General features: G+C 44.5%; 21 protein-coding genes. 14 read left to right on the top strand and 7 right to left on the bottom strand.

Going from position 1 to position 24,543, the window contains the following annotated elements:
* Positions 1 to 37 precede the first annotated feature (37 nt).
* The 5 genes from clpX to R7E51_RS10465 all read left to right on the top strand — a co-directional run bounded on the left by clpX (position 38) and on the right by R7E51_RS10465 (position 6,865).
* Positions 38 to 1,318 carry an ATP-dependent protease ATP-binding subunit ClpX gene (gene clpX / locus R7E51_RS10485; protein WP_005382345.1) on the top strand — a complete coding sequence of 427 codons (1,281 nt, stop codon included), beginning with the start codon at positions 38 to 40 and terminating at the stop codon, positions 1,316 to 1,318.
* 130 nt (positions 1,319 to 1,448) lie between these two features.
* Positions 1,449 to 3,800: an endopeptidase La gene (lon, locus tag R7E51_RS10480; protein WP_005384300.1), complete on the top strand. Its 2,352-nt coding sequence runs from the start codon at positions 1,449 to 1,451 to the stop codon at positions 3,798 to 3,800.
* Positions 3,801 to 3,991: 191 nt separating this feature from the next.
* A complete protein-coding gene (locus tag R7E51_RS10475; protein WP_005382341.1) occupies positions 3,992 to 4,264 on the top strand; it encodes an HU family DNA-binding protein in 273 nt (90 codons plus the stop codon).
* A gap of 201 nt (positions 4,265 to 4,465) precedes the next feature.
* A complete protein-coding gene (gene ppiD / locus R7E51_RS10470; protein WP_017819920.1) occupies positions 4,466 to 6,325 on the top strand; it encodes a peptidylprolyl isomerase in 1,860 nt (619 codons plus the stop codon).
* 255 nt (positions 6,326 to 6,580) lie between these two features.
* A complete protein-coding gene (locus R7E51_RS10465) occupies positions 6,581 to 6,865 on the top strand; it encodes a ComEA family DNA-binding protein (RefSeq protein ID WP_031777211.1) in 285 nt (94 codons plus the stop codon).
* 98 nt (positions 6,866 to 6,963) lie between these two features.
* Here the strand turns inward: R7E51_RS10465 and rrtA are convergent, their stop codons facing one another.
* Positions 6,964 to 7,515 carry a rhombosortase gene (gene rrtA, locus R7E51_RS10460; RefSeq protein WP_005382331.1) on the bottom strand — a complete coding sequence of 184 codons (552 nt, stop codon included), beginning with the start codon at positions 7,513 to 7,515 and terminating at the stop codon, positions 6,964 to 6,966.
* 3 nt (positions 7,516 to 7,518) lie between these two features.
* On the opposite strand from rrtA, the gene R7E51_RS10455 reads away from it, so the two are divergent.
* On the top strand, positions 7,519 to 8,133 hold the full coding sequence (locus R7E51_RS10455) for a tRNA-uridine aminocarboxypropyltransferase (RefSeq protein ID WP_017819919.1): 615 nt from the start codon (positions 7,519 to 7,521) through the stop codon (positions 8,131 to 8,133).
* Between the two features lie 6 nt (positions 8,134 to 8,139).
* Here the strand turns inward: R7E51_RS10455 and R7E51_RS10450 are convergent, their stop codons facing one another.
* From R7E51_RS10450 to R7E51_RS10440, 3 genes are all read right to left on the bottom strand, one after another.
* The gene (locus R7E51_RS10450) at positions 8,140 to 9,462 is read right to left on the bottom strand and encodes an anti-phage deoxyguanosine triphosphatase (RefSeq protein ID WP_017819918.1); all 1,323 of its coding nucleotides are present in this window, start codon (positions 9,460 to 9,462) and stop codon (positions 8,140 to 8,142) included.
* 15 nt (positions 9,463 to 9,477) lie between these two features.
* On the bottom strand, positions 9,478 to 10,062 hold the full coding sequence (yfbR, locus tag R7E51_RS10445) for a 5'-deoxynucleotidase (protein WP_021707675.1): 585 nt from the start codon (positions 10,060 to 10,062) through the stop codon (positions 9,478 to 9,480).
* A gap of 91 nt (positions 10,063 to 10,153) precedes the next feature.
* A complete protein-coding gene (locus R7E51_RS10440) occupies positions 10,154 to 11,368 on the bottom strand; it encodes a pyridoxal phosphate-dependent aminotransferase (RefSeq protein ID WP_206958154.1) in 1,215 nt (404 codons plus the stop codon).
* 217 nt (positions 11,369 to 11,585) lie between these two features.
* Between R7E51_RS10440 and R7E51_RS10435 the strand changes: the two genes are divergently transcribed.
* From R7E51_RS10435 to R7E51_RS10405, 7 genes are all read left to right on the top strand, one after another.
* Entirely contained in the window at positions 11,586 to 12,893 is a 1,308-nt protein-coding gene (locus R7E51_RS10435) for an isochorismate synthase (protein WP_206958152.1), read from the top strand.
* The gene (gene menD, locus R7E51_RS10430; protein WP_206958150.1) at positions 12,890 to 14,608 is read left to right on the top strand and encodes a 2-succinyl-5-enolpyruvyl-6-hydroxy-3-cyclohexene-1-carboxylic-acid synthase; all 1,719 of its coding nucleotides are present in this window, start codon (positions 12,890 to 12,892) and stop codon (positions 14,606 to 14,608) included. Before R7E51_RS10435 ends, menD begins: the two co-directional genes overlap by 4 nt.
* On the top strand, positions 14,595 to 15,422 hold the full coding sequence (menH, locus tag R7E51_RS10425; RefSeq protein WP_206958148.1) for a 2-succinyl-6-hydroxy-2,4-cyclohexadiene-1-carboxylate synthase: 828 nt from the start codon (positions 14,595 to 14,597) through the stop codon (positions 15,420 to 15,422). Before menD ends, menH begins: the two co-directional genes overlap by 14 nt.
* Positions 15,415 to 16,281: a 1,4-dihydroxy-2-naphthoyl-CoA synthase gene (menB, locus tag R7E51_RS10420; protein ID WP_005382318.1), complete on the top strand. Its 867-nt coding sequence runs from the start codon at positions 15,415 to 15,417 to the stop codon at positions 16,279 to 16,281. Before menH ends, menB begins: the two co-directional genes overlap by 8 nt.
* Positions 16,282 to 16,406: 125 nt before the next feature.
* Positions 16,407 to 17,396: an o-succinylbenzoate synthase gene (menC, locus tag R7E51_RS10415; protein ID WP_206958147.1), complete on the top strand. Its 990-nt coding sequence runs from the start codon at positions 16,407 to 16,409 to the stop codon at positions 17,394 to 17,396.
* Positions 17,381 to 18,808, top strand: coding sequence for an o-succinylbenzoate--CoA ligase (gene menE, locus R7E51_RS10410; RefSeq protein ID WP_206958145.1), 1,428 nt, complete (start codon positions 17,381 to 17,383; stop codon positions 18,806 to 18,808). Before menC ends, menE begins: the two co-directional genes overlap by 16 nt.
* 100 nt (positions 18,809 to 18,908) lie before the next feature.
* Positions 18,909 to 19,097 carry a hypothetical protein gene (locus tag R7E51_RS10405; protein ID WP_031780888.1) on the top strand — a complete coding sequence of 63 codons (189 nt, stop codon included), beginning with the start codon at positions 18,909 to 18,911 and terminating at the stop codon, positions 19,095 to 19,097.
* Here R7E51_RS10405 and R7E51_RS10400 read toward each other — a convergent pair.
* The 3 genes from R7E51_RS10400 to R7E51_RS10390 all read right to left on the bottom strand — a co-directional run bounded on the left by R7E51_RS10400 (position 19,094) and on the right by R7E51_RS10390 (position 22,616).
* Positions 19,094 to 20,023: a YeiH family protein gene (locus tag R7E51_RS10400; RefSeq protein ID WP_005384270.1), complete on the bottom strand. Its 930-nt coding sequence runs from the start codon at positions 20,021 to 20,023 to the stop codon at positions 19,094 to 19,096. The two genes, R7E51_RS10405 and R7E51_RS10400, sit on opposite strands and share 4 nt — an antisense overlap.
* A gap of 114 nt (positions 20,024 to 20,137) precedes the next feature.
* Positions 20,138 to 22,012: an MFS transporter gene (locus R7E51_RS10395; RefSeq protein ID WP_115385834.1), complete on the bottom strand. Its 1,875-nt coding sequence runs from the start codon at positions 22,010 to 22,012 to the stop codon at positions 20,138 to 20,140.
* Between the two features lie 13 nt (positions 22,013 to 22,025).
* Entirely contained in the window at positions 22,026 to 22,616 is a 591-nt protein-coding gene (locus R7E51_RS10390) for a TetR/AcrR family transcriptional regulator (RefSeq protein ID WP_005382308.1), read from the bottom strand.
* 392 nt (positions 22,617 to 23,008) lie between these two features.
* Between R7E51_RS10390 and R7E51_RS10385 the strand changes: the two genes are divergently transcribed.
* The gene (locus R7E51_RS10385; RefSeq protein ID WP_206958143.1) at positions 23,009 to 23,881 is read left to right on the top strand and encodes a Tim44 domain-containing protein; all 873 of its coding nucleotides are present in this window, start codon (positions 23,009 to 23,011) and stop codon (positions 23,879 to 23,881) included.
* The last annotated feature ends 662 nt before the right edge of the window (positions 23,882 to 24,543 follow it).

The following is a 24,543-nucleotide window of genomic DNA, read 5'->3' as shown; positions in this document are numbered from 1 at the left end:
ACTCATTCATGAAGAGTAAAGGCTAAGAGGTTAGCGAATGACAGATAAAAGCAAAGAAAGTGGCAGCGGTAAATTGCTGTACTGTTCTTTCTGCGGCAAAAGTCAGCACGAAGTTCGCAAGCTAATCGCAGGTCCGTCAGTGTACATTTGCGACGAATGTGTCGACTTATGTAACGATATTATTCGCGAAGAAATCAAGGATGTTCTCCCTAAGAAAGAATCTGAAGCGTTACCAACGCCAAAACAGATCCGTGAACACCTTGATGACTATGTGATCGGGCAAGATTACGCGAAAAAAGTGCTCGCAGTTGCGGTATATAACCACTACAAGCGTTTACGCAATGGTGATACAACGAGCGAAGGTGTGGAGCTTGGTAAGAGTAACATCCTTCTAATTGGTCCTACAGGTAGCGGTAAAACACTACTTGCGGAGACATTAGCTCGATTCTTGGATGTGCCATTTACAATGGCAGACGCGACGACACTAACCGAAGCCGGTTACGTAGGTGAAGACGTTGAAAACATCATCCAAAAGCTTCTGCAAAAATGTGATTACGATGTAGCTAAAGCGGAACGCGGCATCGTTTACATTGATGAAATTGATAAGATTTCACGCAAAGCTGAAAACCCATCTATTACGCGTGACGTATCTGGTGAAGGTGTTCAGCAGGCGCTACTAAAACTTATCGAAGGTACGGTTGCATCGGTTCCACCTCAAGGTGGTCGTAAGCATCCTCAGCAAGAATTCCTACAAGTGGACACATCTAAGATCCTGTTCATCTGTGGTGGTGCTTTTGCTGGCTTAGACAAAGTGATTGAGCAGCGTGTTGCAACAGGTACAGGTATTGGCTTTGGTGCTGAAGTTCGTTCGAAGAATGAATCGAAGACGGTAGGTGAGCTATTTACTCAAGTTGAACCTGAAGACTTAGTGAAGTATGGCCTCATTCCAGAATTCATTGGTCGTCTACCTGTAACAACAACACTGACTGAGCTTGATGAAGAAGCGTTGATTCAGATCCTATGTGAACCGAAGAACGCACTGACCAAGCAATATGCAGCATTGTTTGAGCTAGAAAACGCTGAACTTGAATTCCGTGAAGATGCGCTGCGCGCTATCGCGAAAAAAGCAATGGAGCGTAAAACAGGTGCTCGTGGCTTACGCTCGATTCTTGAAGGCGTGCTACTTGAAACCATGTACGAATTACCATCTGCAACAGACGTTAGTAAAGTCGTGATTGATGAGTCCGTCATTAATGGCGAGTCAGAGCCACTGCTTATTTACAGTAACGCAGACAATCAGGCAGCTGGAGCAGAGTAAATTCAGCCATAATGAAAAAGGAGGTAAGTAATTACCTCCTTTTTTTATTTCTCTTATTGAATCCAAACAATTAGCCCCCATATACTGCCTTAAGTAATACGTTAAACGTGAAAGCGGAAGAGAGAATTATATGAACTTGGAACGTTCCGAGCGTATCGAGATCCCGGTACTACCTCTACGTGACGTAGTGGTCTACCCACACATGGTTATTCCATTGTTTGTTGGTCGTGAGAAATCGATTAGCTGTCTAGAAACGGCGATGGAAACCAACAAACAAGTTCTTCTTGTGGCACAAAAGCAAGCGGATACTGACGAGCCTACGGTTGACGACCTATTTGACGTAGGTACGGTAGCCACCATTCTCCAGCTCTTGAAGCTTCCGGATGGCACAGTAAAAGTATTGGTCGAAGGCCAGCAGCGAGCAAAAATCAATCACTTTAAAGAGAGTGACTTCTTCCTAGCGGAAGCTGAATTTGTTGTTACGCCAGAATTGGATGAGCGTGAGCAAGAAGTGATTGTTCGCAGCGCGATTAATCAGTTTGAAGGGTTCATTAAGCTAAACAAGAAGATTCCACCAGAAGTGCTAACATCACTTAATGGTATCGACGAAGCCGCACGCTTAGCGGATACCATTGCGGCTCATATGCCGTTAAAGTTGGTAGATAAGCAGCAAGTACTTGAAATTGTTGACGTCACTGAGCGTCTGGAATTCCTGATGGGCCAGATGGAATCAGAGATCGACTTGCTGCAAGTTGAAAAACGAATTCGTGGTCGCGTTAAAAAGCAAATGGAAAAATCTCAGCGTGAGTACTATCTGAATGAGCAAATGAAAGCGATTCAGAAAGAACTTGGTGAGATGGAAGACGCACCAGACGAGTTCGAAACGCTACAGAAGAAGATTGACGAATCAAAAATGCCTCAAGAGGCACGTGAAAAGACAGAGCAAGAGCTGCAAAAGCTTAAGATGATGTCTCCAATGTCTGCTGAAGCAACAGTGGTTCGTAGCTACATCGATTGGATGGTCAGCGTTCCTTGGGCTAAGCGCTCAAAAGTTAAGAAAAACTTAGCGAAAGCAGAAGAGGTTCTTAATGAAGATCACTACGGTCTAGAACGCGTCAAAGAACGTATCCTTGAATACCTGGCTGTTCAAAACCGTATCAACAAGCTAAAAGGTCCTATCCTTTGTCTTGTTGGTCCTCCTGGTGTAGGTAAAACGTCTCTTGGTCGTTCAATTGCTTCAGCTACAGGCCGTAAGTATGTTCGTATGGCGTTGGGTGGTGTGCGTGATGAAGCGGAAATTCGTGGTCACCGTCGTACTTACATCGGCTCATTACCAGGCAAATTGATCCAGAAGATGTCGAAGGTTGGTGTGAAGAACCCGCTGTTCTTATTGGACGAAATCGACAAAATGTCTTCAGATATGCGTGGTGATCCGGCATCGGCTCTACTAGAAGTGCTTGATCCTGAACAGAATAACTCGTTCAACGATCACTACCTAGAAGTGGATTACGATCTCTCTGACGTTATGTTTGTTGCGACATCGAACTCGATGAACATCCCGGGCCCATTGTTAGACCGTATGGAAGTTATTCGTTTATCTGGTTACACCGAAGACGAGAAGCTGAACATTGCAAAACGTCACCTTGTTGATAAACAAGTGAAGCGTAATGGCTTGAAAGCGGATGAGATCGTCATTGAAGATTCTGCGATTATTGGCATCATTCGTTACTACACGCGTGAAGCGGGTGTCCGTAACTTAGAGCGTGAGATTTCTAAGATCTGCCGTAAAGCAGTGAAGAATATCTTGCTGGATAAGGACATCAAGTCAGTAACGGTAACGATGGACAACCTAAAAGAGTACTTAGGTGTTCAACGTTTCGATTACGGTAAAGCGGATGAAAGTAACCGAATTGGTCAAGTAACTGGTCTAGCTTGGACAGAGGTGGGTGGCGATCTATTAACGATTGAAACTCAATCAATGCCAGGTAAAGGTAAGCTGACACAAACGGGTTCTCTTGGTGATGTGATGCAAGAGTCTATCCAAGCAGCAATGACAGTGGTTCGCTCTCGTGCAGAAAAGCTAGGTATCAATACTGACTTCTACGAGAAGAAAGATATTCACGTACACGTACCGGAAGGCGCGACACCAAAAGATGGCCCAAGTGCGGGTACAGCAATGTGTACGGCATTGGTTTCTTCTCTGACAGGCAACCCTGTGAAAGCAGAAGTAGCGATGACGGGTGAAATCACACTGCGTGGTGAGGTTCTACCTATCGGCGGCCTAAAAGAGAAGTTACTTGCGGCACACCGTGGTGGCATTAAGACAGTGCTAATTCCAAAAGATAACGAGCGTGATTTGGAAGAGATTCCTGATAATGTTATCGCTGATCTGAAAGTTATCCCTGTACAGTGGATTGATGAAGTACTGAAAGTCGCACTAGAGCGAGACCCGACGGGCGTTGAGTTTGAGTCTCAAAAATAGTGATGTGTAGCAAAAATAAGTAAAAGTTTACGCTGATAAGCCCAAAAAGGCTTGTCAGCGTTTTTTTTGGGCGCTAAGTTAGTTTCGATAGCTGCCAGCCCTTGATGAATAAGGGGTGGAGCATATTTTCTTAACAATGGAACGAAAGTCATCACAAAAATAATCACAGATGACACAAAGGGGAAATTACAGTGAATAAAACTCAGTTAGTAGAACAAATCGCAGAAAATGCAGATATTTCTAAAGCGTCAGCGGGTCGTGCTCTAGATGCATTCATCGAAGCAGTAAGCGGAACTCTTCAATCTGGTGATCAAGTCGCTCTAGTTGGCTTTGGTACATTCAGCGTTCGCACTCGTGCTGCACGTACTGGTCGTAACCCAAAAACTGGTGAAGAAATCCAAATCGCAGAAGCAAAAGTACCAGCTTTCAAAGCTGGTAAAGCACTGAAAGACGCTTGTAACTAATCACGGCGTTTTTTCTGTAACCGGCCATTTGCTTAACTTTTGCTCAAACAATAAGTTTCGAACAAAAATTTACAAACTTCGAGCCGAACTTTCTTAAATTATGCGCATCATACTGATGCGCATTTCTTTTTCTGATATTATTGCGCCATTATTTCTATTAGATAGAAGCAGTAGGCTTCAATTGTGGAGAGCAGTTAAATTATGATGGATCGACTACGCGAAGGCGTGAATAGCATCGCGGTCAAAATTATCCTTGGACTTATCATCCTGTCTTTCGTATTTGCAGGTGTAGGTAGCTACATCGTTGGTGGTAGCAACAACTCTGCAGCGAAAGTCGGTAACACTGAGATTCCTCGTGGTGAGTTCGAGATGGCATACCAAAATGAGCGTAACCGTATGCAAGCTCAGTTGGGTGACTACTTCTCTCAAATGCTGGCTGACCCTGCATATGTTGAATCTTTCCGCAAATCCGTTTTAGATCGAATGATCAATGACGTGTTGCTTGACCAACAAGCTGAAGCTTTGGGTCTGCGAATCAGCGACACTCAAGTGCGTAGCATGATTCTAGACATGCCTCAGTTCCAATCTAATGGTCAGTTTGATCAAGAGATCTATCAAGCCTCTTTGCGTCGTGCAGGCTTTTCGCCAGACTCTTTTGCTGAGTACATGCGTCGTGAATTGGTTCGTGAGCAACTGCTGAATGCGCTACAAAACAGTGAATTTATTCTGCCGGGTGAAGTACAAGCAGAAGGCAAGCTGTTCACTCAAACTCGTGATATTCGCACGATTCAGATCGACTTAGCGGAGTTTGCGAAAAATATTGAATTGACCGACGAAGAAATTCAAGAGTACTACAAAGCAAACCCAGACAACTTTACACGCCCAGAGCAGGTTAAAGTCTCTTACATCGAACTGTCAGCTGAAGCGCTAAAGGAACAAGTTAATGTTTCTGATGCTGAGGTGAAAAAGTACTACGACGAGCACTTAAACAAATACTCTTCAGAAGAGCAACGCCGTGTCGCTCACATTCTTGTAGAAGGGGACGATGAAGCAAAAGCGCAAGCTATCCTAGGTGAGCTAAACGCGGGTGCAGATTTTGCGACGCTTGCTCAAGAGAAATCTGACGATTTTGGCAGCGCTGAAAACGGTGGTGACCTAGGTTGGATTGAGCGTGATGTGATGGACCCTGCTTTTGAAGAAGCGGCATTCGCACTGAAGAATCCTGGCGATACGTCGGGTCTAGTAAAGTCGGACTTTGGCTATCACATTATCAAGCTTGAAGAGCTAAAAGATTCTGTGGCGAAGCCATTTGAAGAAGTCGCTGCTGAAATCAAACAAGAGATGGTTGACCAACAAGCGATCGATCAATTCTACGAGTTGCAAAATGAGCTTGAGCGCGTAGCGTTTGAATACCCAGACTCATTGTATGATGCTTCTCAAGCGGTTAACCAAGAAGTGAAGACAACGGACTTTATTTCTCAGGTTGATGCACCTGAAGTGCTTCGTAGCCCTGCGGTAATGCAAGCTATCCTAAGTCCTGAAGTTAAAGAAGATGGCCTAAACTCTGAAGCTATCGAAGTTGCGCCTGAGCATATTATCGTTGTTCGTGTTGAAGATGCGCGTGACGAGACAGTTCTTCCATTAGAAGAAGTGAAAGATCAGGTTGTTGCAGAGCTATCTCGTGTTAAAGGTGAGCAAGAAGCGATGGAACTTGGAACACAAGTCGTTGCGGCATTGAAAGAAGGTAAGACGAACGTGCTTGCTGAAAACAATCTTGCCTTTGGTGAACAAGAGACAGTAGATCGTCGTTCTCCGTTGGCAACAACGGTATTCGCGATGTCAAAACCAGTCGATGGTAAACCAGTATACGGTCAGTCTAAAGATCTTGAAGGTAACATCATTATCATCGAGCTTGATGCTGTAAACGCAGAGCTAGATAGTGAGTTAGAAGATCAAGTTGCGATGCAAATGCAGCGTGCATCTTCTCAGCAAGATTTATCATCTGTACTAGCCGTACTGCGTGCAAATACTGACATTGAGTACTTTGTTGTGAGCAACTAAGCACAATTAGTGTAATTTGTATGTTGAATAAAACGGACCGCATAAGCGGTCCGTTTTATTTTTGTCTTTATGAACTTCAATCATCAATAGGCATTACTTAAATTAGTGCGCGTTTAAGTGATAGCGGCCGTTGTGAATTCCGGGTCATCTCAGTTTGTTAAATGCATAACCATATTGCTTTCCATTGCAAACTTGATAGTGACTCGCTCTCGACGACTGTTTTTAGCCTACTATTTTGGAGATTGTATGTTCAATATGAAATGGATTTTGACATTGTGCTTATTTGTTTTTGCACCTTTTAGCATGGCTGCGGATTCAGCCACTGACAAATATGAAGGAATTGAAATTACTGTAAATATCAACACGGCCACTGCTGAAGAAATTGCGACCATGTTGAAAGGTATAGGTGAGAAGAAAGCGCAGAGTATAGTGGACTACCGCGAGGAACATGGCCCTTTTAAAACGGCAGCAGATTTGAAGAGCGTAAAAGGCATAGGTGAAGCGACAGTTAAGAAAAACGAAGACCGCATTTTACTGTAGCTTGATGTATTGCAGATATTGAGTCTGAATTCAGAACAATATCTGTTTCCCTATTACTGCTTTCCCGAACCAGCCCCTCTTTCGTGGTTCGGGATTTTTTATCCGAATAAACGACGGCGAAGGCCTTTTTCCAGTAAAGCCATTACTAACCCACCGAGTGCGCCAAACATATGAGCATCAATAGCAACGTTTGCACCGATAAGCTCAGCAGTACTGCTGGATGGGCCATAGACCTGCTCCCATGCTACTTTGGCGATTAGCCCTCCGACTAACAACACACTGCTTCTTCTGCTTTCAAAGACTTCTCTGAGCGCCCAAAATCCAAACAATCCGTGTAATACGCCGGATAAACCCACGTATACCGACATGTTGGTAAACAAATTCAGCGCACCAACACATGCACATAAGATTGAAAAAACGATAAGGAAGTTACGAGTGCTTGGGCGAAAAATAAAAGTAATGATCCACAATCCGGCGAGGTTCATTCCTAAGTGCGCAAAGTTGGTATGTGTGAGATTTCCTGTTACGATTCGCCACCATTCACCATGGCGTATATTGTAGCTGTGCCACTCGGTTAGGCTTGCCATTGGTTCAAATTGAAGTATCAAACAGATCACGCTGATAATACTCAGCAAGGTATAAAGGTTCACTCTATGTCTCGTTATTGTTCTCGTTGTGGAAAATCGCAAAAAGCGTGTATTTGCCAATGGATTGTACCGCTGGCAAGCGAGGTAGAACTTATCATTCTTCAGCACACGAGTGAAGAACATCGTCCGCTTGGTACGGCACGGATTCTCAATTTGAGTTTAGATAACTGTATTTGTTTGATAGGAGAGGACTTTTCTTGTGATGATGTCTTAAATCACTTATTAGCGGATAAGTCATATCAACATTTTGTTCTTTACCCATCAGAAGAGTCACGATGCATTTCTGAAATCACTCAAGCGAGTCATAGTGTATCTAAGAAAATACGTTTGATTTTGCTCGATGGTACGTGGAAAAAAGCGTACAAAATGTGGCAACTCTCAAGCAACTTACATTCATTCCCAACCGTGCAGTTGCCTAAGCAACTACAAGGGCACTACACCATTCGTAAGGCGCCCTCTGAGAATAGCTTATCGACAGTCGAGGCTGGTTATCATTCGCTTCGCTTGCTTGAACCCGAGCGAGACTTTACACCGCTGATGCGTGCCTTTGAAAAGATGATCGAATTCCAAATCGCCCAGATGCCTCCGGGCGTTTTTGAAAAGAATTACTTGAAAGGTTGAGTGTTACTAAAGAACGATGGAAGAGAAAAGTTGGCGGTGTAGCTTTTGCGCGTGACCATCGGTCATTGCAGAAATATAATCGGCGATGACCCTCATCTTATTGCTCTCGCTCTTCGCCTGACACCACAGATCTTTTGTATGAACGGGTAGTAATCGCTCTGGGTCTGCTGTTAACGCTTCAAAAATATCCATAATAATTTGCTGACCCTTATACTCAACGATCTGGACCTGCGGGACTTGGATAACGAAGGTGCTGACAAAGTGCTTGAGTACGTCAAGTGCACGTGCCATCTGTGGTTCTAAACACGCATTCCAAGACAGTAACGGGTTATTAAACGGCTCATCCACCGCTTTGATTGAAATGCTGGTCAGTAGCGCGTTAACCATACCACCGATGGCATCTTTCCGCTCATGGTGCTTACCGCTAAATAGCATCTGTCCGATGGAATCGATATGAGCTTCAAACCACGGGTCGCCACAGTCCACTAATTGACTTGCTGCGCCTTCTTGCCATTGCTGACGTGTCACCATACCAAGTACGATTGCATCTTCTAAATCATGAACACCGTAGGCGATATCATCTGCTAACTCCATGATTGAGCAATCGAGTGATTTAAAACGCGTTTTACTGTGCTCAAACTCCGATTCTGGCGTTGAACGCATCAGACTAAGCAATGCCTTGTCGTTGTCAGAAAGCGGTGCAATTACCCAATCAAATAAGTCTTTATCACAATCATAAATGCCTTTAGCTGGGCTCCAATCTTTTGCTTTTAGTTTACGTTGATGCTCGGCTGGTTGAGGCAACTTGACGGAGCGTGTTTGACTAATGAGGGCAGGGTACTTAATCAAACCAAGCAGTGTGCGGCGTGATAAATTCATTCCGAAATGCTCGGTATAAGGCTCTAACTTAGTGACGATACGAAAGGTTTGGGCGTTCCCCTCGAAGCCGCCATGTTCGCGCATTACGTAGTTTAGAGCGACTTCTCCCCCATGACCGTATGGAGGATGCCCGATGTCGTGAGCCAAACATAATGAATCAATTAAGCTGTCTGATGGTAATAGTTCACGGAACTCTGGTTGTTTTTTCTTTAACTGGGCGACGATACCGGTCCCGAGTTGCGACGCTTCTAAGGAGTGCGTTAACCGACTGCGGTGAAAGTCTTCCAAGCTATTGCCGTGTACTTGGGTTTTTGCTTGTAGGCGTCGAAATGCAGCCGAGTGAAGAATGCGCGCTCGGTCTCGTTGGTACGGGCTCCGATGGTCGTCTCGACGGATTTTATGCTCATCATCATGGCGCTCTTGCCATTGCGGGTGTAATTCAAACGACACGATTATCTCCGTAAGCTAACTGATTTCATCTAACGATAATTCGAAACTTGGGGCAAAGGTATTGAGAAAGTAATCCATTTCAGGCGTTCTGCGTTCTTGCAAAGTGACGTCTAAGCGTTTTTTTGCCAGAGCGAACTCATGGTTGCCGGCGCTTAGTTCTTCGAGACATTTTAAATAGGCACAGATGGAATCGGCTTGCTTAACGATTTTTGCGTCCTCTTCATGTGCAGAGTGAGAAAGAAGATAGGGGGCAAAATCATCTCGGAACTCTTCCGGTAACATTGAGAGTAATTTTTGCTCCGCTGCCGATTCTATCTTCTTATATTCTTTGGCAATTTCAGGGTTGTAATACTTCACTGGAGTCGGAAGATCACCCGTTAATACTTCACTGGAGTCATGGTACATGGCAAGAATCGCGATGCGTTCTGGATTAAGGTTGCCGCCGAACTTTTTGTTTTTAATTAGGGCAAGGGCATGAGCGACAAAAGCAACTTGTAAGCTATGCTCTGAAACGTTTTCTGGTGAGACGGACCGCATTAAAGGCCAGCGTTGGATCAGCTTCATTCGAGCCAGGTGGGCGAAAAAATGGCTTTCTTTCATGGCTTTCTCCGTTTCTGGTGTAAAAAAAGGAACTCACTAGGAGTTCCTCTAAGCATATGAGAGATCAGCACTAATTACTACCAGTGATTCATTACTGGCTGTAGGTTGATAGGAATCTTTCAAAACGTCCAATAGCGATTTCTAGATCTTCAACGTGCGGTAGTGTCACGATGCGGAAGTGGTCTGATTTTGGCCAGTTAAAACCGGAACCTTGCACCAGTAAGACCTTCTCTTGTTTTAAGAAATCTAAAACCATCTGCTGATCGTTCTTGATGTTGTACATTTTAGTGTCGATTTTCGGGAAGAGGTACATCGCACCCTTAGGTTTGACACAAGAAACACCAGGAATCTGATTGATCAATTCATACGCTCGGTTGCGCTGCTCTAATAAGCGTCCGCCAGGTAAAATCAGTTCATTGATACTCTGGTATCCACCTAACGCGGTTTGAATGGCATGTTGCATTGGTACGTTTGCACATAAACGCATCGATGAAAGCAGCTCCAAGCCATTCACGTACCCTTGAGCCAGATGTTTAGGCCCCGTTAGGAACATCCAGCCACCACGGAAACCACAAACACGGTAGGCTTTTGAAAGGCCATTGAATGTCATGACTAGCACGTCTTCAGTGAGTGTGGCGACTGAGGTATGTGTTGCACCGTCGTACAACACTTTGTCGTAGATCTCATCTGCGAAAATGATCAGTTTGTGCTGGCGTGCTATCTCAATCACTTCAAGTAGGAAGTCACGGCTGTATACCGCACCTGTCGGGTTGTTCGGGTTGATCAGAACAATGCCACGTGTCTTTGGTGTGATTTTCTTTTTGATGTCTTCAAGGTCTGGGTACCAGTCAGCCTCTTCATCACATAGATAATGAACCGGCTTACCACCAGATAGTGCAACTGAAGCTGTCCATAACGGATAGTCTGGTGCTGGGATCAGCATTTCGTCGCCATTGTTTAATAGCGCTTGCATGGCCATTACGATCAACTCAGACACGCCGTTACCTACATACACATCTTCGACATCTAGCGAGCGTATACCTTTACGCTGATAGTGTTGGACCACAGCTTTACGAGCAGAGTAAATACCTTTGGAATCACAATAGCCTTGAGAAGTCGGCAGATTACGAATCACGTCGACTAAAATCTCATCAGGGGCGTCAAAACCAAATGGGGCAGGGTTACCAATGTTTAGCTTTAGGATTTTATGCCCTTCTTCCTCCATGCGCTTAGCATGTTTGAGTACAGGACCCCTAATGTCGTAGCAGACATTGTCGAGTTTTGACGACATCCCGATATTTTGCATTGTTTAATTCCTAAAAATTCGTTAATTTCTTTATTAAAATACAATAATTTGTTTTTTATTAGAATATATATCTGTAAATAATCTTTCTGCTGGTTAAGTTTTGCTCGCTTGCTATCACAGGATTTTGCAAAAGATCGCATACGACCTTGATTTGCTTTGGGTCTAAACTTAGAGTAGCCGTCAGTTACCATTTATCCTCACATACAACGAGGTTGATTTGTCACAGTTCCATCAAGCCGTAAAGAGAATTATCGAGCGAGTTCAGCAATCGGAAGGCAATCAAACACGTCTGGTCGAGCCCCTTAGTGAGAAACCTAATTTCTCATTTATTGATTGGCTTGATGCACAACCACTTTTCCCTAAGTTTTATTGGCAGTCCCGCGATACACGTGAAGAGGTCGTTGCACTAGGGCAATTGCACGCTTTTGTTGAGCCAGGTCCTGCTTATACCATTCTAGGTGAAGGGCAAAGAGTCTGGGGCGGGCGCTCTTTTGATGGACAGCATGAGAAGAATCGCCGCTGTATGCCTTCTTTTTTCTTTTTGCCTCAAATTGAGTTAATTCGTTTTGACCAACAGTGGTCTCTCGCAGTTAATATTTCAGAAGACAAATCGCGAACTCTAGCTGGGTTGAATAAACTGGTTTGTGAGGTCGCGACCTTAGCTCCAATTTCGTCTCACATCCGCTCTATTGTTCATACGCCAAGTCAGCCTCAATGGAATGAGTTAGTTCATAAGGTTCTGACTGGTATAGAGAATGATGATTTTAAGAAAGTGGTTTTAGCGCGTCGCTCTACCGTGCAGCTTGATAACACATTAAGTGCTGCACAGCTACTTAAAGCAAGTTACTTAAATAACCATCATAGCTTCCATTTCATGCTGAGCTTAGACAGTAAGCACAGTTTTATGGGGTCTACGCCAGAACGTTTGTATTCTCGCGTAGGGCATGAGCTACATACCGAAGCGTTAGCAGGTACGATTGGTCGGGGGGACAATGCCACTCAAGATATGGAGTTGGCGAATTGGTTATCCCAAGACCAAAAGAACCTCAACGAAAACCAGTATGTGGTGGACGACATCATTGACCGTCTATCACCGCATTCTGAAATGGTTGAAGTGGAAGCTGAACCGAGTTTGGTCAGACTACGAAAAGTGCAGCACCTTAAGCGAAATATTCACGCTAGTCTAAGAGCGGGGATAAATGGTGTTCAGTTGTTATCGGCGCTTCAGCCAACAGCGGCGGTTGCTGGCTTACCCCGACAAGAGTCCATGCAGTTTATTCTTGATAATGAGCCGTTTGCACGCGGCTGGTATGCAGGCTCTATGGGTTACATTAGCCATGAGCGTGCAGAGTTTTGTGTCGCAATCAGAAGTGCGCTTGTGCTCGGTGAGCAAGTACAACTGTTTGCGGGCGCAGGGATTGTTCCAGGCTCCATTGCAGAACATGAGTGGGCAGAACTTGATAAGAAAATGTCGACGTTACTTACGCTGATTTCTGATCATCCGCCATTGGGAGTCGCATCATGAGTCATGACCAAGCGGTGCTCAATCGAGTTTGGTCAGAAACCATATTGATTGAGCTTCAGCGATTTGGCGTTAAGCATGTTTGTATCGCTCCCGGATCTCGTTCTACGCCTTTAACTTTAGAAGCGGCAGAACAGTCCGACTTTTCCATTCATACTCATTTTGATGAGCGTGGATTGGGCTTTATGGCTCTTGGTTTAGCGAAAGCTACTCAGGAACCCGTGGCAATTATCGTTACCTCTGGTACGGCAGTGGCGAACTTATTACCGTCGGTTGCCGAAGCCAAACTTACTGGTGAAAAACTGGTGCTGCTGACAGCAGATCGTCCAGTAGAACTTGTCGGCTGTGGTGCAAACCAAGCGATAAATCAATTGGGTATTTTTTCACATCATGTTTCGGCCAGTTTGAATTTACCAAGCCCAAATTTAGCAACGTCGCTTAACTGGTTGCTGACCTCTGTTGACGAAGTGATATTTACTCAGCAATTGCAGGGTAGTGCTGTTCACATTAATTGTGCATTTCCAGAGCCTTTGTATTCCAACGGCGCAAAAGCGGATTATCAAACCTACTTAGATTCGGTCGCCGGATGGCGAAAAGGAAGCGGCACTTATACTCAGCGTTTTAGCCATTTGTCACAGGCGAACATCCCGCCTTTTTCGGACAAAAAAGGCTTGGTTGTGATTGGCAGCTTACCGCTTGAACAAGCGAAGTCGGCGCAGGCATTTGCACAAAAGATGGGATGGCCAGTACTTGCAGACCCGCAAAGTGGTTTGAGTTCGGATTGGGCGTATTACGATGTATGGCTTCAACTTCCCGAGTTCGCAAACGAGCTTGAATCTTGTGAACTTATTATCCAATTTGGTAGCCGAATCATTTCCAAACGTTTGAACCAATGGATTGATAAACAAGTATCGAAAAATCAACAAAGTAAAGACGTTCAGTATTGGTATGTCTCACCTTGTATGGACCGGAATAACCAAAATCATCTGGCGCAAATGCACTGGGTTGAGCCTCCTAAAACGTGGGTTTCTCGCATTAGTTTTGAGAAGTCAATATTTGCTGGGTGGGCTGATAGGTTAGCGAATGACGTTAAGAGAGTTCATCAACGTATCGAAGAAGCCTTCCTATCTGATTCAGCGTCTGTCATTGACGAAATTGCGTTGGCAGCAGACATCAACGAGCGCACAAAGAACGTAGATGTTTTCTTGGGTAATAGCTTGTTTGTTCGGCTTGTTGATATGTACGGAAAATTGGATGGTGTAGAGGTTTTCACTAATCGAGGCGCGTCAGGGATTGACGGTTTGTTTGCTGCGGCATCAGGCGTGCAACGGGCAAGAGGTAATCCGTTACTGATGTATATCGGTGACACAGCAGCACTTTATGATCTCAATTCTCTGGCGCTATTTTCTCACAATAAACTGCCGGCGGTACTTGTTGTTACTAATAATGACGGCGGTGCGATTTTTGATATGTTGCCAGTACCACCAGAGCGCAGGACGACATATTATCAAATGCCTCATGGTTATCAGTTTGAACACGCGGCAAAGCAGTTTGGTTTGGCGTATTTGCATGTTTCTACACTGGAGCAATTCCAATCATCTGTAAAAGAGCATTTATGTCACGGCCAAGGAACGTTGCTGGTCGAGGTTCAAACCCCACCTAACCAAGCTGCTGAGACACTCAAGGCATTTAATAAGAGTCTGAATGCTTTACTTTGAACGTTTCCCTGTATTAGAAAAGCACCAAAGTATTACTTTGCCTACTCTGGTGTTTTTGCATGGTTTACTTGGTAGCGGTGAAGATTGGCAATCGTGTATCAACGCGTTACCCGAGTATGAACGTGTTACGGTTGACCTCCCTGGTCATGGGCATAGCCAATCTATTTCTTGCAGCGATCTGAATGATTGCTGCAAACTTCTTGGTTCCACACTATCTTTATTATTTCCCTCACAACAACCACTTATTTTGATTGGTTACTCTATGGGCGGCCGCATTGCGATGCATGGTATTGCCCATCAATGCTTTCCAGATCTCAATATTGCGGGCGCGATTGTTGAAGGGGGAAACTTCGGGCTTCAAACTGAGTCAGAGAAACAGGTGAGATTAGAGAATGATGCTCGTTGGGCAATGCGTTTCAAAACTGAACCACTTGAACGTGTTTTGAACGATTGGTACCAACAAGCGGTGTTTTCTTCACTAAACCATGAGCAAAGACAAACATTCATTGCGAAGCGAAGTGATAATCTTGGCTCAGCGGTGGCGAATATGTTGATGGCGACATCGTTAGCCAAACAGGCATATTTGTTGCCCTCACTGCAAAAGCAGAACATACCAGTGTATTACTTGTGTGGTGAGAAAGACCAAAAATTTAGCCAACTGGCACAACATAGCGGGTTGGCGTATCGACAAGTTGAAGGCGCTGGTCATAACGTCCATCAAGAGCAGCCCAAACAGTTTGCGATACATACCAAGCAAATAATTCAGTCTCACTTTGGTGAGAGTAACGAGAACAATGGGAATCACCATGGCTAAAACAGTAGGCATTTCTGAAGAAGAACTTTACGCTCCGGTTCAATGGAAAGATTGCGGCGAGAAATACGAGGACATTCATTACCATAAGTCTGAAGATGGTATCGCGAAAATCACCATTGCGCGTCCTCAAGTGCGTAACGCGTTTCGTCCTCAAACGGTAAAAGAGATGATTGATGCGTTGGCAGATGCACGCTACGACTCTGGTGTTGGCGTGATCATTCTGACAGGTCTAGGTGAAGACGCATTCTGTTCTGGTGGCGACCAGAAGATCCGTGGCGACTACGGCGGCTATAAAGACGACCAAGGTACACACCACCTAAACGTATTGGACTTCCAACGTGATATTCGTACTTGTCCCAAACCAGTGATCGCATCTGTAGCTGGTTGGGCTGTGGGCGGTGGTCATGTTCTGCACATGATGTGTGACCTAACGATTGCAGCTGACAACGCTCAATTTGGTCAAACAGGCCCTAAAGTGGGTTCATTTGACGGAGGTTGGGGCGCATCTTACATGGCTCGCATCGTAGGCCAAAAGAAAGCTCGCGAAATTTGGTTCCTATGTCGTTTCTACAATGCTCAAGAAGCAGTAGACATGGGCCTAGTAAACACAGTTGTACCACTAGCGGATCTAGAGAAAGAAACCGTTCGTTGGTGTCGTGAAGTACTACAGCACAGCCCAATGGCATTGCGCTGCCTGAAAGCTGCATTAAACGCAGATTGTGATGGTCAAGCGGGTCTGCAAGAGTTAGCGGGTAACGCAACGATGATGTTCTACATGACAGATGAAGGCCAAGAAGGTCGTAACGCCTTTAACGAGAAGCGTCGCCCAGACTTCGATAAATTCCCTCGCAACCCATAATCCGTCTAAATGAGGAGCGTGTTAGCTCCTCTGTTCCTTTTTTCTTGAGCGCCTCGCCCTCTGGGAGGCTGGTGGGATTGCTCGTCAGAACGCTCAAATATACGGCATTACATAGGACTTGAATTATGCGTGAAGCGAAAATTTATCGTTATAGCTTGCCCATGGATAGTGGTGTCATCCTACGTGACAATAAGCTAACCGAACGTGTTGGTTATGTTGTTGCGCTTTCCGAAGATGGTAAAACAGGGCTTGGAGAAGTCGCTCCTCTTCCTGGTTTTAGCTTAGAGAGCACCGAAGATGCGGGTGTTCAGCTACAAGAACAGGCGGAGCGTTGGGTAGCAGAGTTGGATGTGGATTATGCCAATATGTACCCGTCGGTTGCGTTTGGTTTATCGATGGCACAGCTTGAATTAGCTGGTGGCTTACCACAACAAGGTAAATACCAAACAGCGCCACTATGCACTGGCGACCCAGATGAGCTCATTCCAAAGCTGAACGAAATGGAAGGTGAGAAAGTCGCTAAGGTGAAAGTTGGACTTTATGAGCCAATTCGCGATGGCATGCTTGTGAACCTTTTTCTTGAATCAATCCCTCAATTAACACTTCGACTCGATGCCAATCGCGCTTGGACACCAGAAAAAGCGCAGCAGTTCGCTAAGTACATTGCCCCGTCTCTGCGTCAACGAATCACGTTTCTAGAAGAGCCGTGCCGCTCTCCTGGCGATAGTCTCTCTTTTGCGATTAATACTGGTATTGCTATCGCTTGGGATGAAACATTGCAAGATGCGGTTCGTCGTGAAGATTTCCGTCTTGAAGATCTAACTGGTGTGAAAACGATCATCATCAAACCCACACTCATTGGTTCAGTGGATTTTTGTATTACACTGATAGAGAAAGCGAAGTCACTGGGGATGAAAGCAGTGATTAGCTCTAGCATTGAATCCAGTCTCGGTTTAACTCAATTAGCGCGCTTTGCCCAATGGCAGCTGCCTGATGAAGTTCCAGGTTTGGATACGTTTGGCTTATTCAAAGCTCAGCTAGAGCAGGGCTGGCCTAAGTGTGAACTTCCCGTTCTTCCTCTAAAAGACCAGGAGATTGTGTGGCATTCTGCGTAGACAATATTGCGAAGGCACCATGGAAATATTGGGCTCAAACGAGCCCTTTTTCTATTGCACTCAAGACATCAACAGAAGTATTAAACTGGCAACAACTCTCGAAGCGTATTGACCAATACACTCACTATTTGAATGACTTGGGTGTAACTCGGGGGGATGTGCTGACTTTGGTTGGCAAGAACCAAGTAGAAACACTGTTGTTTTATCTTGCCTCCAAACAGTTGGGTGCGCTCGCTGCGCTGACCATGGAACAACCACTAGATAAGTTGCAGGGTAAGCTTGCTACACTTTACAGGCCTGATCAAACTCGGTTTATCTGGTTTTCTCAGGAGTGCGCTTCGACCTTTTCTGAACATGATATACAAAAACTCAAGGCAACATTGCTTTCACCGCCTGCAGTATCACAGCAAGAGAGTGATTCGTTGACTGAAGATAGCTATCATCATGACCGGCTCGCTTCAGTAGTATTTACTTCTGGCTCTACAGGGGAGCCTAAAGCTGTGGTTCATACACATCGACAGCATCTTGCGTCTGCAGAGGGCTTGTTGCAGGAGTTCATTTTCACTCAGCAAGATGCTTGGCTATTATCGCTTCCGCTGTATCACGTCTCTGGATTAGCGATTGTCTATCGTTGGCTATATGTCGGAGCAACACTAAAAGTCGGTTCAGGGAAACTTGTTGATGATATTCAGGGCGTATCACACGCTTCTTTGGTTGCGACTCAGCTCAAACGGTTATTGGATGATGATGCACATTTGTCATTGACACATGTGCTACTGGGCGGCAGCCACGTTGATCACGAGTTGGCACTACGAGCAACAGGGCAAGGCATTGAGACATGGTTAGGTTATGGGATGACGGAGGCGGCCTCTACCGTTACCGCAAAGAGAATTGACAGCACCAGTAATGCTGGACATGTATTGAAGCACCGTAAGATAAAATTAGTTGACCAACGCATTTTTATTGGCGGTAAGACATTAGCGGCAGGGTATTTCCATCAAGGACATGTTACCCCATTTCTGGATGAGAAAGGCTGGTTTGACAGCAAGGATCTTGGCGAGTGGCAAGGTGATGAATTAAAGATAATCGGCCGTGCCGACAATCAGTTTATCTCTGGTGGTGAGAATATCCATTGTGAAGAGATTGAAGCCGCTTTGAACCAAATTGATGGTGTAGTGCAGAGTATAGTGGTTCCAGTCGAAGACGCGGAGTTTGGTCATAGACCAGTAGCTGTGATTCAGACCAATGGATTGCGCAGCAAGTCGGAGTATGACCAGCACTTGCAATCAAAGTTAGAGAAGTTTAAATGGCCAGTGGAATACCATGTAATGCCAGAAACTCTACTAGAAGGTGGGATCAAAATTTCACGTAAGGCCGTGAAAGAGTGGCTGTTGTCATCACTTCAGCATTAGTCAATTTTGCTATGTATTAGTCATAAAGAGAATTTCGTATCCTTATAACTCTGAATCATAATTATGCTTCTTAGTGGAGAGAAAATGCATAAGGTTCAGGATGGCAAAGCTAGTTTTAATTGCGGCAGTAGCACTACAAATTGGTATCGCGATAAGTAGTGAAGGGCTAGCCCGCTCTCTTGCAGAGCTGACGGCATTTTTGATCGCTATTGCGTTGGTCGTTATATACAAAAATAGCAAACGGGAAATACCGCCCCCTCAACGCGATAAGCAGACCACCAATATCTAAAACAGTAACCAACTTAGAGAAGTGGTAGAAATTAGCACCCACAGAGTCACACCAAACAACAGCGGCTTAGCTCCAGCTGACTTTAGTTTTGAAATTGAAATGCTGCAACCTATCAAGAACAGACATACAACCAACGCTTGCTTTGCTCCAATGAAAATGCCGTGATAGACCATTTCAAATTGAGGAAAGAAGTCGCTAAACGCGATAGCTGCACAGTACCAAAAAATGAAATAAGGGATAGCTAGTTTTTTCTTTCCATTCTCTTTTTGGCCTCTTGAAAAGATGACGGCACTGATCAAAGCAACAGGAATGATCCATAAAGCGCGCGCGAGTTTCAATGTTGTTGCCGTAGTTAGCGCTTCTTCCCCATAGGCCGAGGCAGCCCCGACAACAGAAGATGTGTCATGAATGGCAATCGCAGCCCATGTGCCAAACGTGTGTTGATCTAGCCCTAAAGCATGTCCAATCACAGGAAACACAAAGAGTGCAATGGAGTTCAGGACAAATACCGTTGCCAGTGCTAATCCAATCTGCTCGTCTTTCGCTTTAATCGCCGGTGCCACAGCAGCAATTGCGCTACCACCACAAATTGCAGTACCTGATGAGATTAAGTAAGCGGTTACTCGCTCCAATTTAATTACCCTGGCAATGAGAGTGCCCATGATCAGTGTGCCTGTAATAGTGGCGATGATCAGGCCGATACCATCCGATGTGACTGCAAGTGCTTGCTCAAAGTTGATGCCAAAGCCTAAGCCAATAATCGAGTAAGACAGCAGCTTTTTAGTAAAAGAAGCGATGGGCAGCTCGGAAGGCACAAAACCAAAACTTGCGAGTAGAAAACCGATAACTAGAGCAATGGGAGAGGAGGCAAGAGGGGTTAGACAAAAAAGTAACGCCAATCCAAACAGGAGGTAGTTTCTATTCAAGGTTTTTATTCGCTGTTGTGAATGAAAGGGAGAGTATATCGCACTGGGTGTGGTCAGTTTGTCTTAATGATTTGAACACATGTTCAGTTATCCTAAACATGTGTTCAAGTGTATTTATCGCCAGTCGCCTCTAAGTTGATGCACTTTATCGAACATTGTTTTTGCCGTTGCTTCATTTGGTGGCACCGGTTGTCCTGCCTCAATTTCTAGCTTTGACCAAAATCGAGTCGGTAAGCCACAGCATGCGCGACCTTTTGCGCGGCTGAAATAGCTTCCCCATAAGCCTTTAAGTGCAACAGGTATGACGGGTACTGGGCTACGACGTAGAATGATATCAATACCTCGCATGAATTCATTCATTTCACCATCTGAAGTTAATCTTCCTTCAGGGAAAATACAGACGATATGACCTTCGCTTAGCGCAGCTTCCACATCGTTAAATGCACGTCTGATAGAGCTTCTGTTACTCGCTGAAATTGGAATTACCCCAGTTCGACGTAAAAAGCGCCTTAATGGAGGTAGGTTGGCGTAATCTTCCTCCATCACAAAACGAATCAACCTTGGGCATACCGCACTAAGTAGCAATGCATCCATGTAGCTTACATGATTACATACAATCAATGCCCCACCATGCTCGGGTAGGTTGTGTAGATTCTTATGCTTAACTCGATAGATGGTGTGCGTAAGCATCCACATGACAAAGCGAACTACAAAAATAGGAATTTGCAAAAAGATGTAAGCGGCAACTAAGAAATTTAAAATGGCTAACAATGCAAACAGCTGAGGAATTGTCATCTTGATTACACTTAGGCACACAATACCTAAGACAGCGCTGCCGACCATAAACAGAGAGTTAAAGATGTTGAGCCCTGCGATGACTTGAGCACGTTCGGTTTCCTTTGCTCGATGCTGCATTAATGCGTAAAGCGGCACGATAAACAAACCGCCTGAAGCGCCAATCATCAATAGGTAGAAAAATAATGGCCAAAAAGGCTCATATCTAAAGAAGTCTACAAAGTTATGGAAAATAGGTAGATCATTGGGAATGGAAGTGGCCATTAGGTACCCAAATACCGTAATGCCAAATGCACCAATTGGCACAATACCGACTTCTATACGATGGTTTGAGATCCAATTGCAAAGTAGCGACCCTAGCGCGATACCAATGGAAAATAGAGCGAGCAAGAAAGACACCGCACTCTCGGTGCCATTTAGGTAAATCTTAGTGAAATTCGGGAATTGTGTTAGATATGCGGCGCCTAAAAACCAAAACCAGCTTATTGCCATTATGCATTGAAAAACAACTCGATCGGATTTGGCGATAGAGAGCGTGTGTTTGGTTTGCTTGTATGGTTGCCAACGAAAAGAGAGATTGGGCGCGCTGGCTGCAGCAAAGGGGATTGAGCGGCTCGACAAGTAGCCTAACAATGCGAAGATCACGACACAAAATGCGGCAAGGTATTTTGCGTTGTCTGCAGAGGCTATAATCCCAGCGCCTAAGGTGCCAATAAGGATGGCGATAAAGGTACCAGCTTCAACAAGAGCGTTGCCGGGCACTAACTCTTTAGCATTTAACTTTTGAGGCAAAAGGGCATATTTAACTGGGCCAAAAAATGCTGACTGTGTGCCCATTAAAAACAGTAGCAATAAAAGCACACCATAACTTTCGGTTATGAATCCGATGGCACCCAACAGCATAATGGCTATTTCAAATAGTTTGACCTTACGAATAAACCATGACTTTTCATATTTGTCGGCTAATACGCCAGCGGAAGCAGAGAACAGAAAGAACGGTAGAATGAACAAGCCTGCCGCAAGGTTGATGAACAAATTGCTCGAAATAGGCAGTGCACTGGAGCCCGCGAATGCGACAAACAACAGCAAAACGTTTTTAAAAATATTGTCGTTGAAAGCGCCAAAAAACTGAGTAATGAAATAGGGCAGGAACTTTCTCTGCGTAAGTAACGACGGCTGTCTGTCGGATGACATGGATAATCCTTTGCTACCAGTTCGTGAGATAGTTAGAAAGAAGATTACTGATCAACTCTTTGCCATCAATCGGTTCACTAGAGAAAAACTTATCATCAACACTGAGTAAAGTAATGCCATGTACGCCAGACCAAAGGACTCGACTCGCTTGAATCACTTCGGATTCAGTACGATGTGGTGCGATTTGAGCCAATAGTGACTCTAGCATTCCCGTCATACCATCGATACGTTTGGCATGCCATTCCGGAAGTTCTGCTCCATTCATGTTGTGTTCGAACACTAACTGCCAACGGTATGGGTGTTTTTGAGCAAAATCGTGGTAGCAATAAGCGAGTTCAAAAAGCGCTTGATGGGAATCTTTGCTGTCATTAGTCGCTTTGCGTGCTTCTTGAGATAACTCATCTAAAGTTTGAGCGACAACATGAAGCAGTAGCAAATTATAATTACCAAAAACATTTACCAATGTGCTTGGCACGTAACCAATCATGTTAGCGATTTTACGAAGACTGAGTTCGTGGTAAGAATTCTCATCTAAAAAGTTTTTGACCGTTGTTAACGTCAAATTCACTAACTCTTCTCGGGTGTGATCGTTTCTGCGCGCCATACTCTCAAACTACTTTATTGAACATCGTTCAATATGATAGTCAGCTACCTATTAACCGTCAACAAGGCAATGTATCCAAGTGTCCTCAAGGTGTAGGATTCTGAGCTGTGTCACTGATTCTAATTCAAGTAAAACAATCTGGAGTATTAGTGAACTTATTCCATACTTTTTTTACATTGATCAAGCGCATTCAGCTGAATTGTAAGCAGTGTGAGCAGTCTGCATTTTTGGCAATATTCTGATACATGTCAGCTTCTATAAGCTATTTTCATCAATCGGTATACAGAGTATGATGACTTAAAAATCATCTTTGGCGTGCTACTGTTTGAAACAACGATTGTTTCGTCTTGAAAATGGGGCACTATCTTAGATAGCTAACTTTAAGGATAACGATGAAACGTTTATTTTCTATTGTTGCTTTATTGATGTTTACTGTTGCTGTAACGCCTATCGCGGAAGCGAAGAAGTTTGGTGGCAGTAAGTCTTTCGGTAAGAGCTACAAAACTGCACCAGCACCGAAACAACAGCAACAAAACACCAATACGGTCGGCAAAGATCAGACGACAAAGTCTTCAAGTAAGAAAGGCCTTATGGGTGGTCTGCTAGGCGGACTTCTTGCTGGTGGTCTACTTGCTGCATTCTTTGGCGGTGCTTTTGAAGGTATCCAGTTTATGGATATCCTAATTATTGGTTTGATTGCCTTTGTCATCTTTAAACTAATGCGCGGTATGCTAGGTGCGAAGCAGGGCAGTATGAACCAGCATCGTCAACAGCCTGCATTTGGTGGCAACGCATCTAAGTTTGAGCAACCAAACATGCAAAACTTTGAGCAACAACCAAACACAAATAATGGTGGCTTTGGTGGTTTTGGCGCTCAAACAGACGTACCACATAACTACCCACCGGGTTTTGACCAAGCAGCGTTCATTAGTGGTTCTCGTGAACACTATCGAATCCTGCAAGGTGCGTGGAATCACAACCAGCTAGAAACTATTGAAGAATATGTTTCTCCAAGCTTGTTTGAAGACCTAAAAGCAGAGCGCGCGAAGCTCGACGGTGAGCAGCATACTGACGTAATGTACGTTGATGCGGAGATCGTCCGTGCTGATTACGATGCAAATAAAGCACAGCTTAGTCTGCAGTTTAGCGGTCGTTACCGTGACACAGTAGAAGGTGTTGAAGAAGAAATCGAAGATATCTGGCACCTAGAGCGTGACTTGACTGCGCCTAATGCGCCATGGTTAATCGTTGGTATTCAAGGCTAGTCACCTTTAAACCAATTTAGTCACTAGTAAAAATCCCGCATCCCCTGCGGGATTTTTTGTATCTATCATTTATATTTCTTGTACGTGTTTTTATACAAACATCACTAATTGAGTCCGTTTGGTAATTTTGCGAGCCCACTTTTTCTAGTAAGTCCTCAAGTGTTTTCCTATTTATATTGAACATTCATATTAAGGCCATACGAACTAACAAAATCAAAATAGCTAGTACATTGTTTGTAGGGTAAAGATCTGCTCCTCAGCCTTTTGTTTGTGGAGTTTCACATGGGGTTGGTTGCTTTAGTGAGATTGAGTATAGGTTATACCAATCGTAGTAAATAACTGGTCATTCTAGCTTGTTAAAATACTCGATAACTGCGTTGCAATTTTTGATTGTAGAATAACTACTTATCAAAAAATTGCGCCTTGTTCTCAAGCATTTTCCCTACGCTATTTCTGATCACTTATTTACTGTGATAGGTATTAAATCGAGCAGAGTTTCGGTTAGGAGTGAAAGGTTCGTTGTAGTAGGGCTATGCTATCAAGATCCTGATACGAAAAAAGCCAGCTCAATGAGCTGGCTTCTTCAATATGGTGGAGGGGGACGGATTCGAACCATCGAAGGCAGTGCCGGCAGATTTACAGTCTGCTCCCTTTGGCCACTC

The organism is Vibrio sp. Vb1166 (assembly GCF_033338695.1).
In the GTDB taxonomy this organism is placed as follows: domain Bacteria; phylum Pseudomonadota; class Gammaproteobacteria; order Enterobacterales; family Vibrionaceae; genus Vibrio; species Vibrio alginolyticus.
The sequence above is the reverse complement of the archived record's forward strand: the minus strand, read 5'-3'. Positions and strand labels throughout refer to the sequence as shown.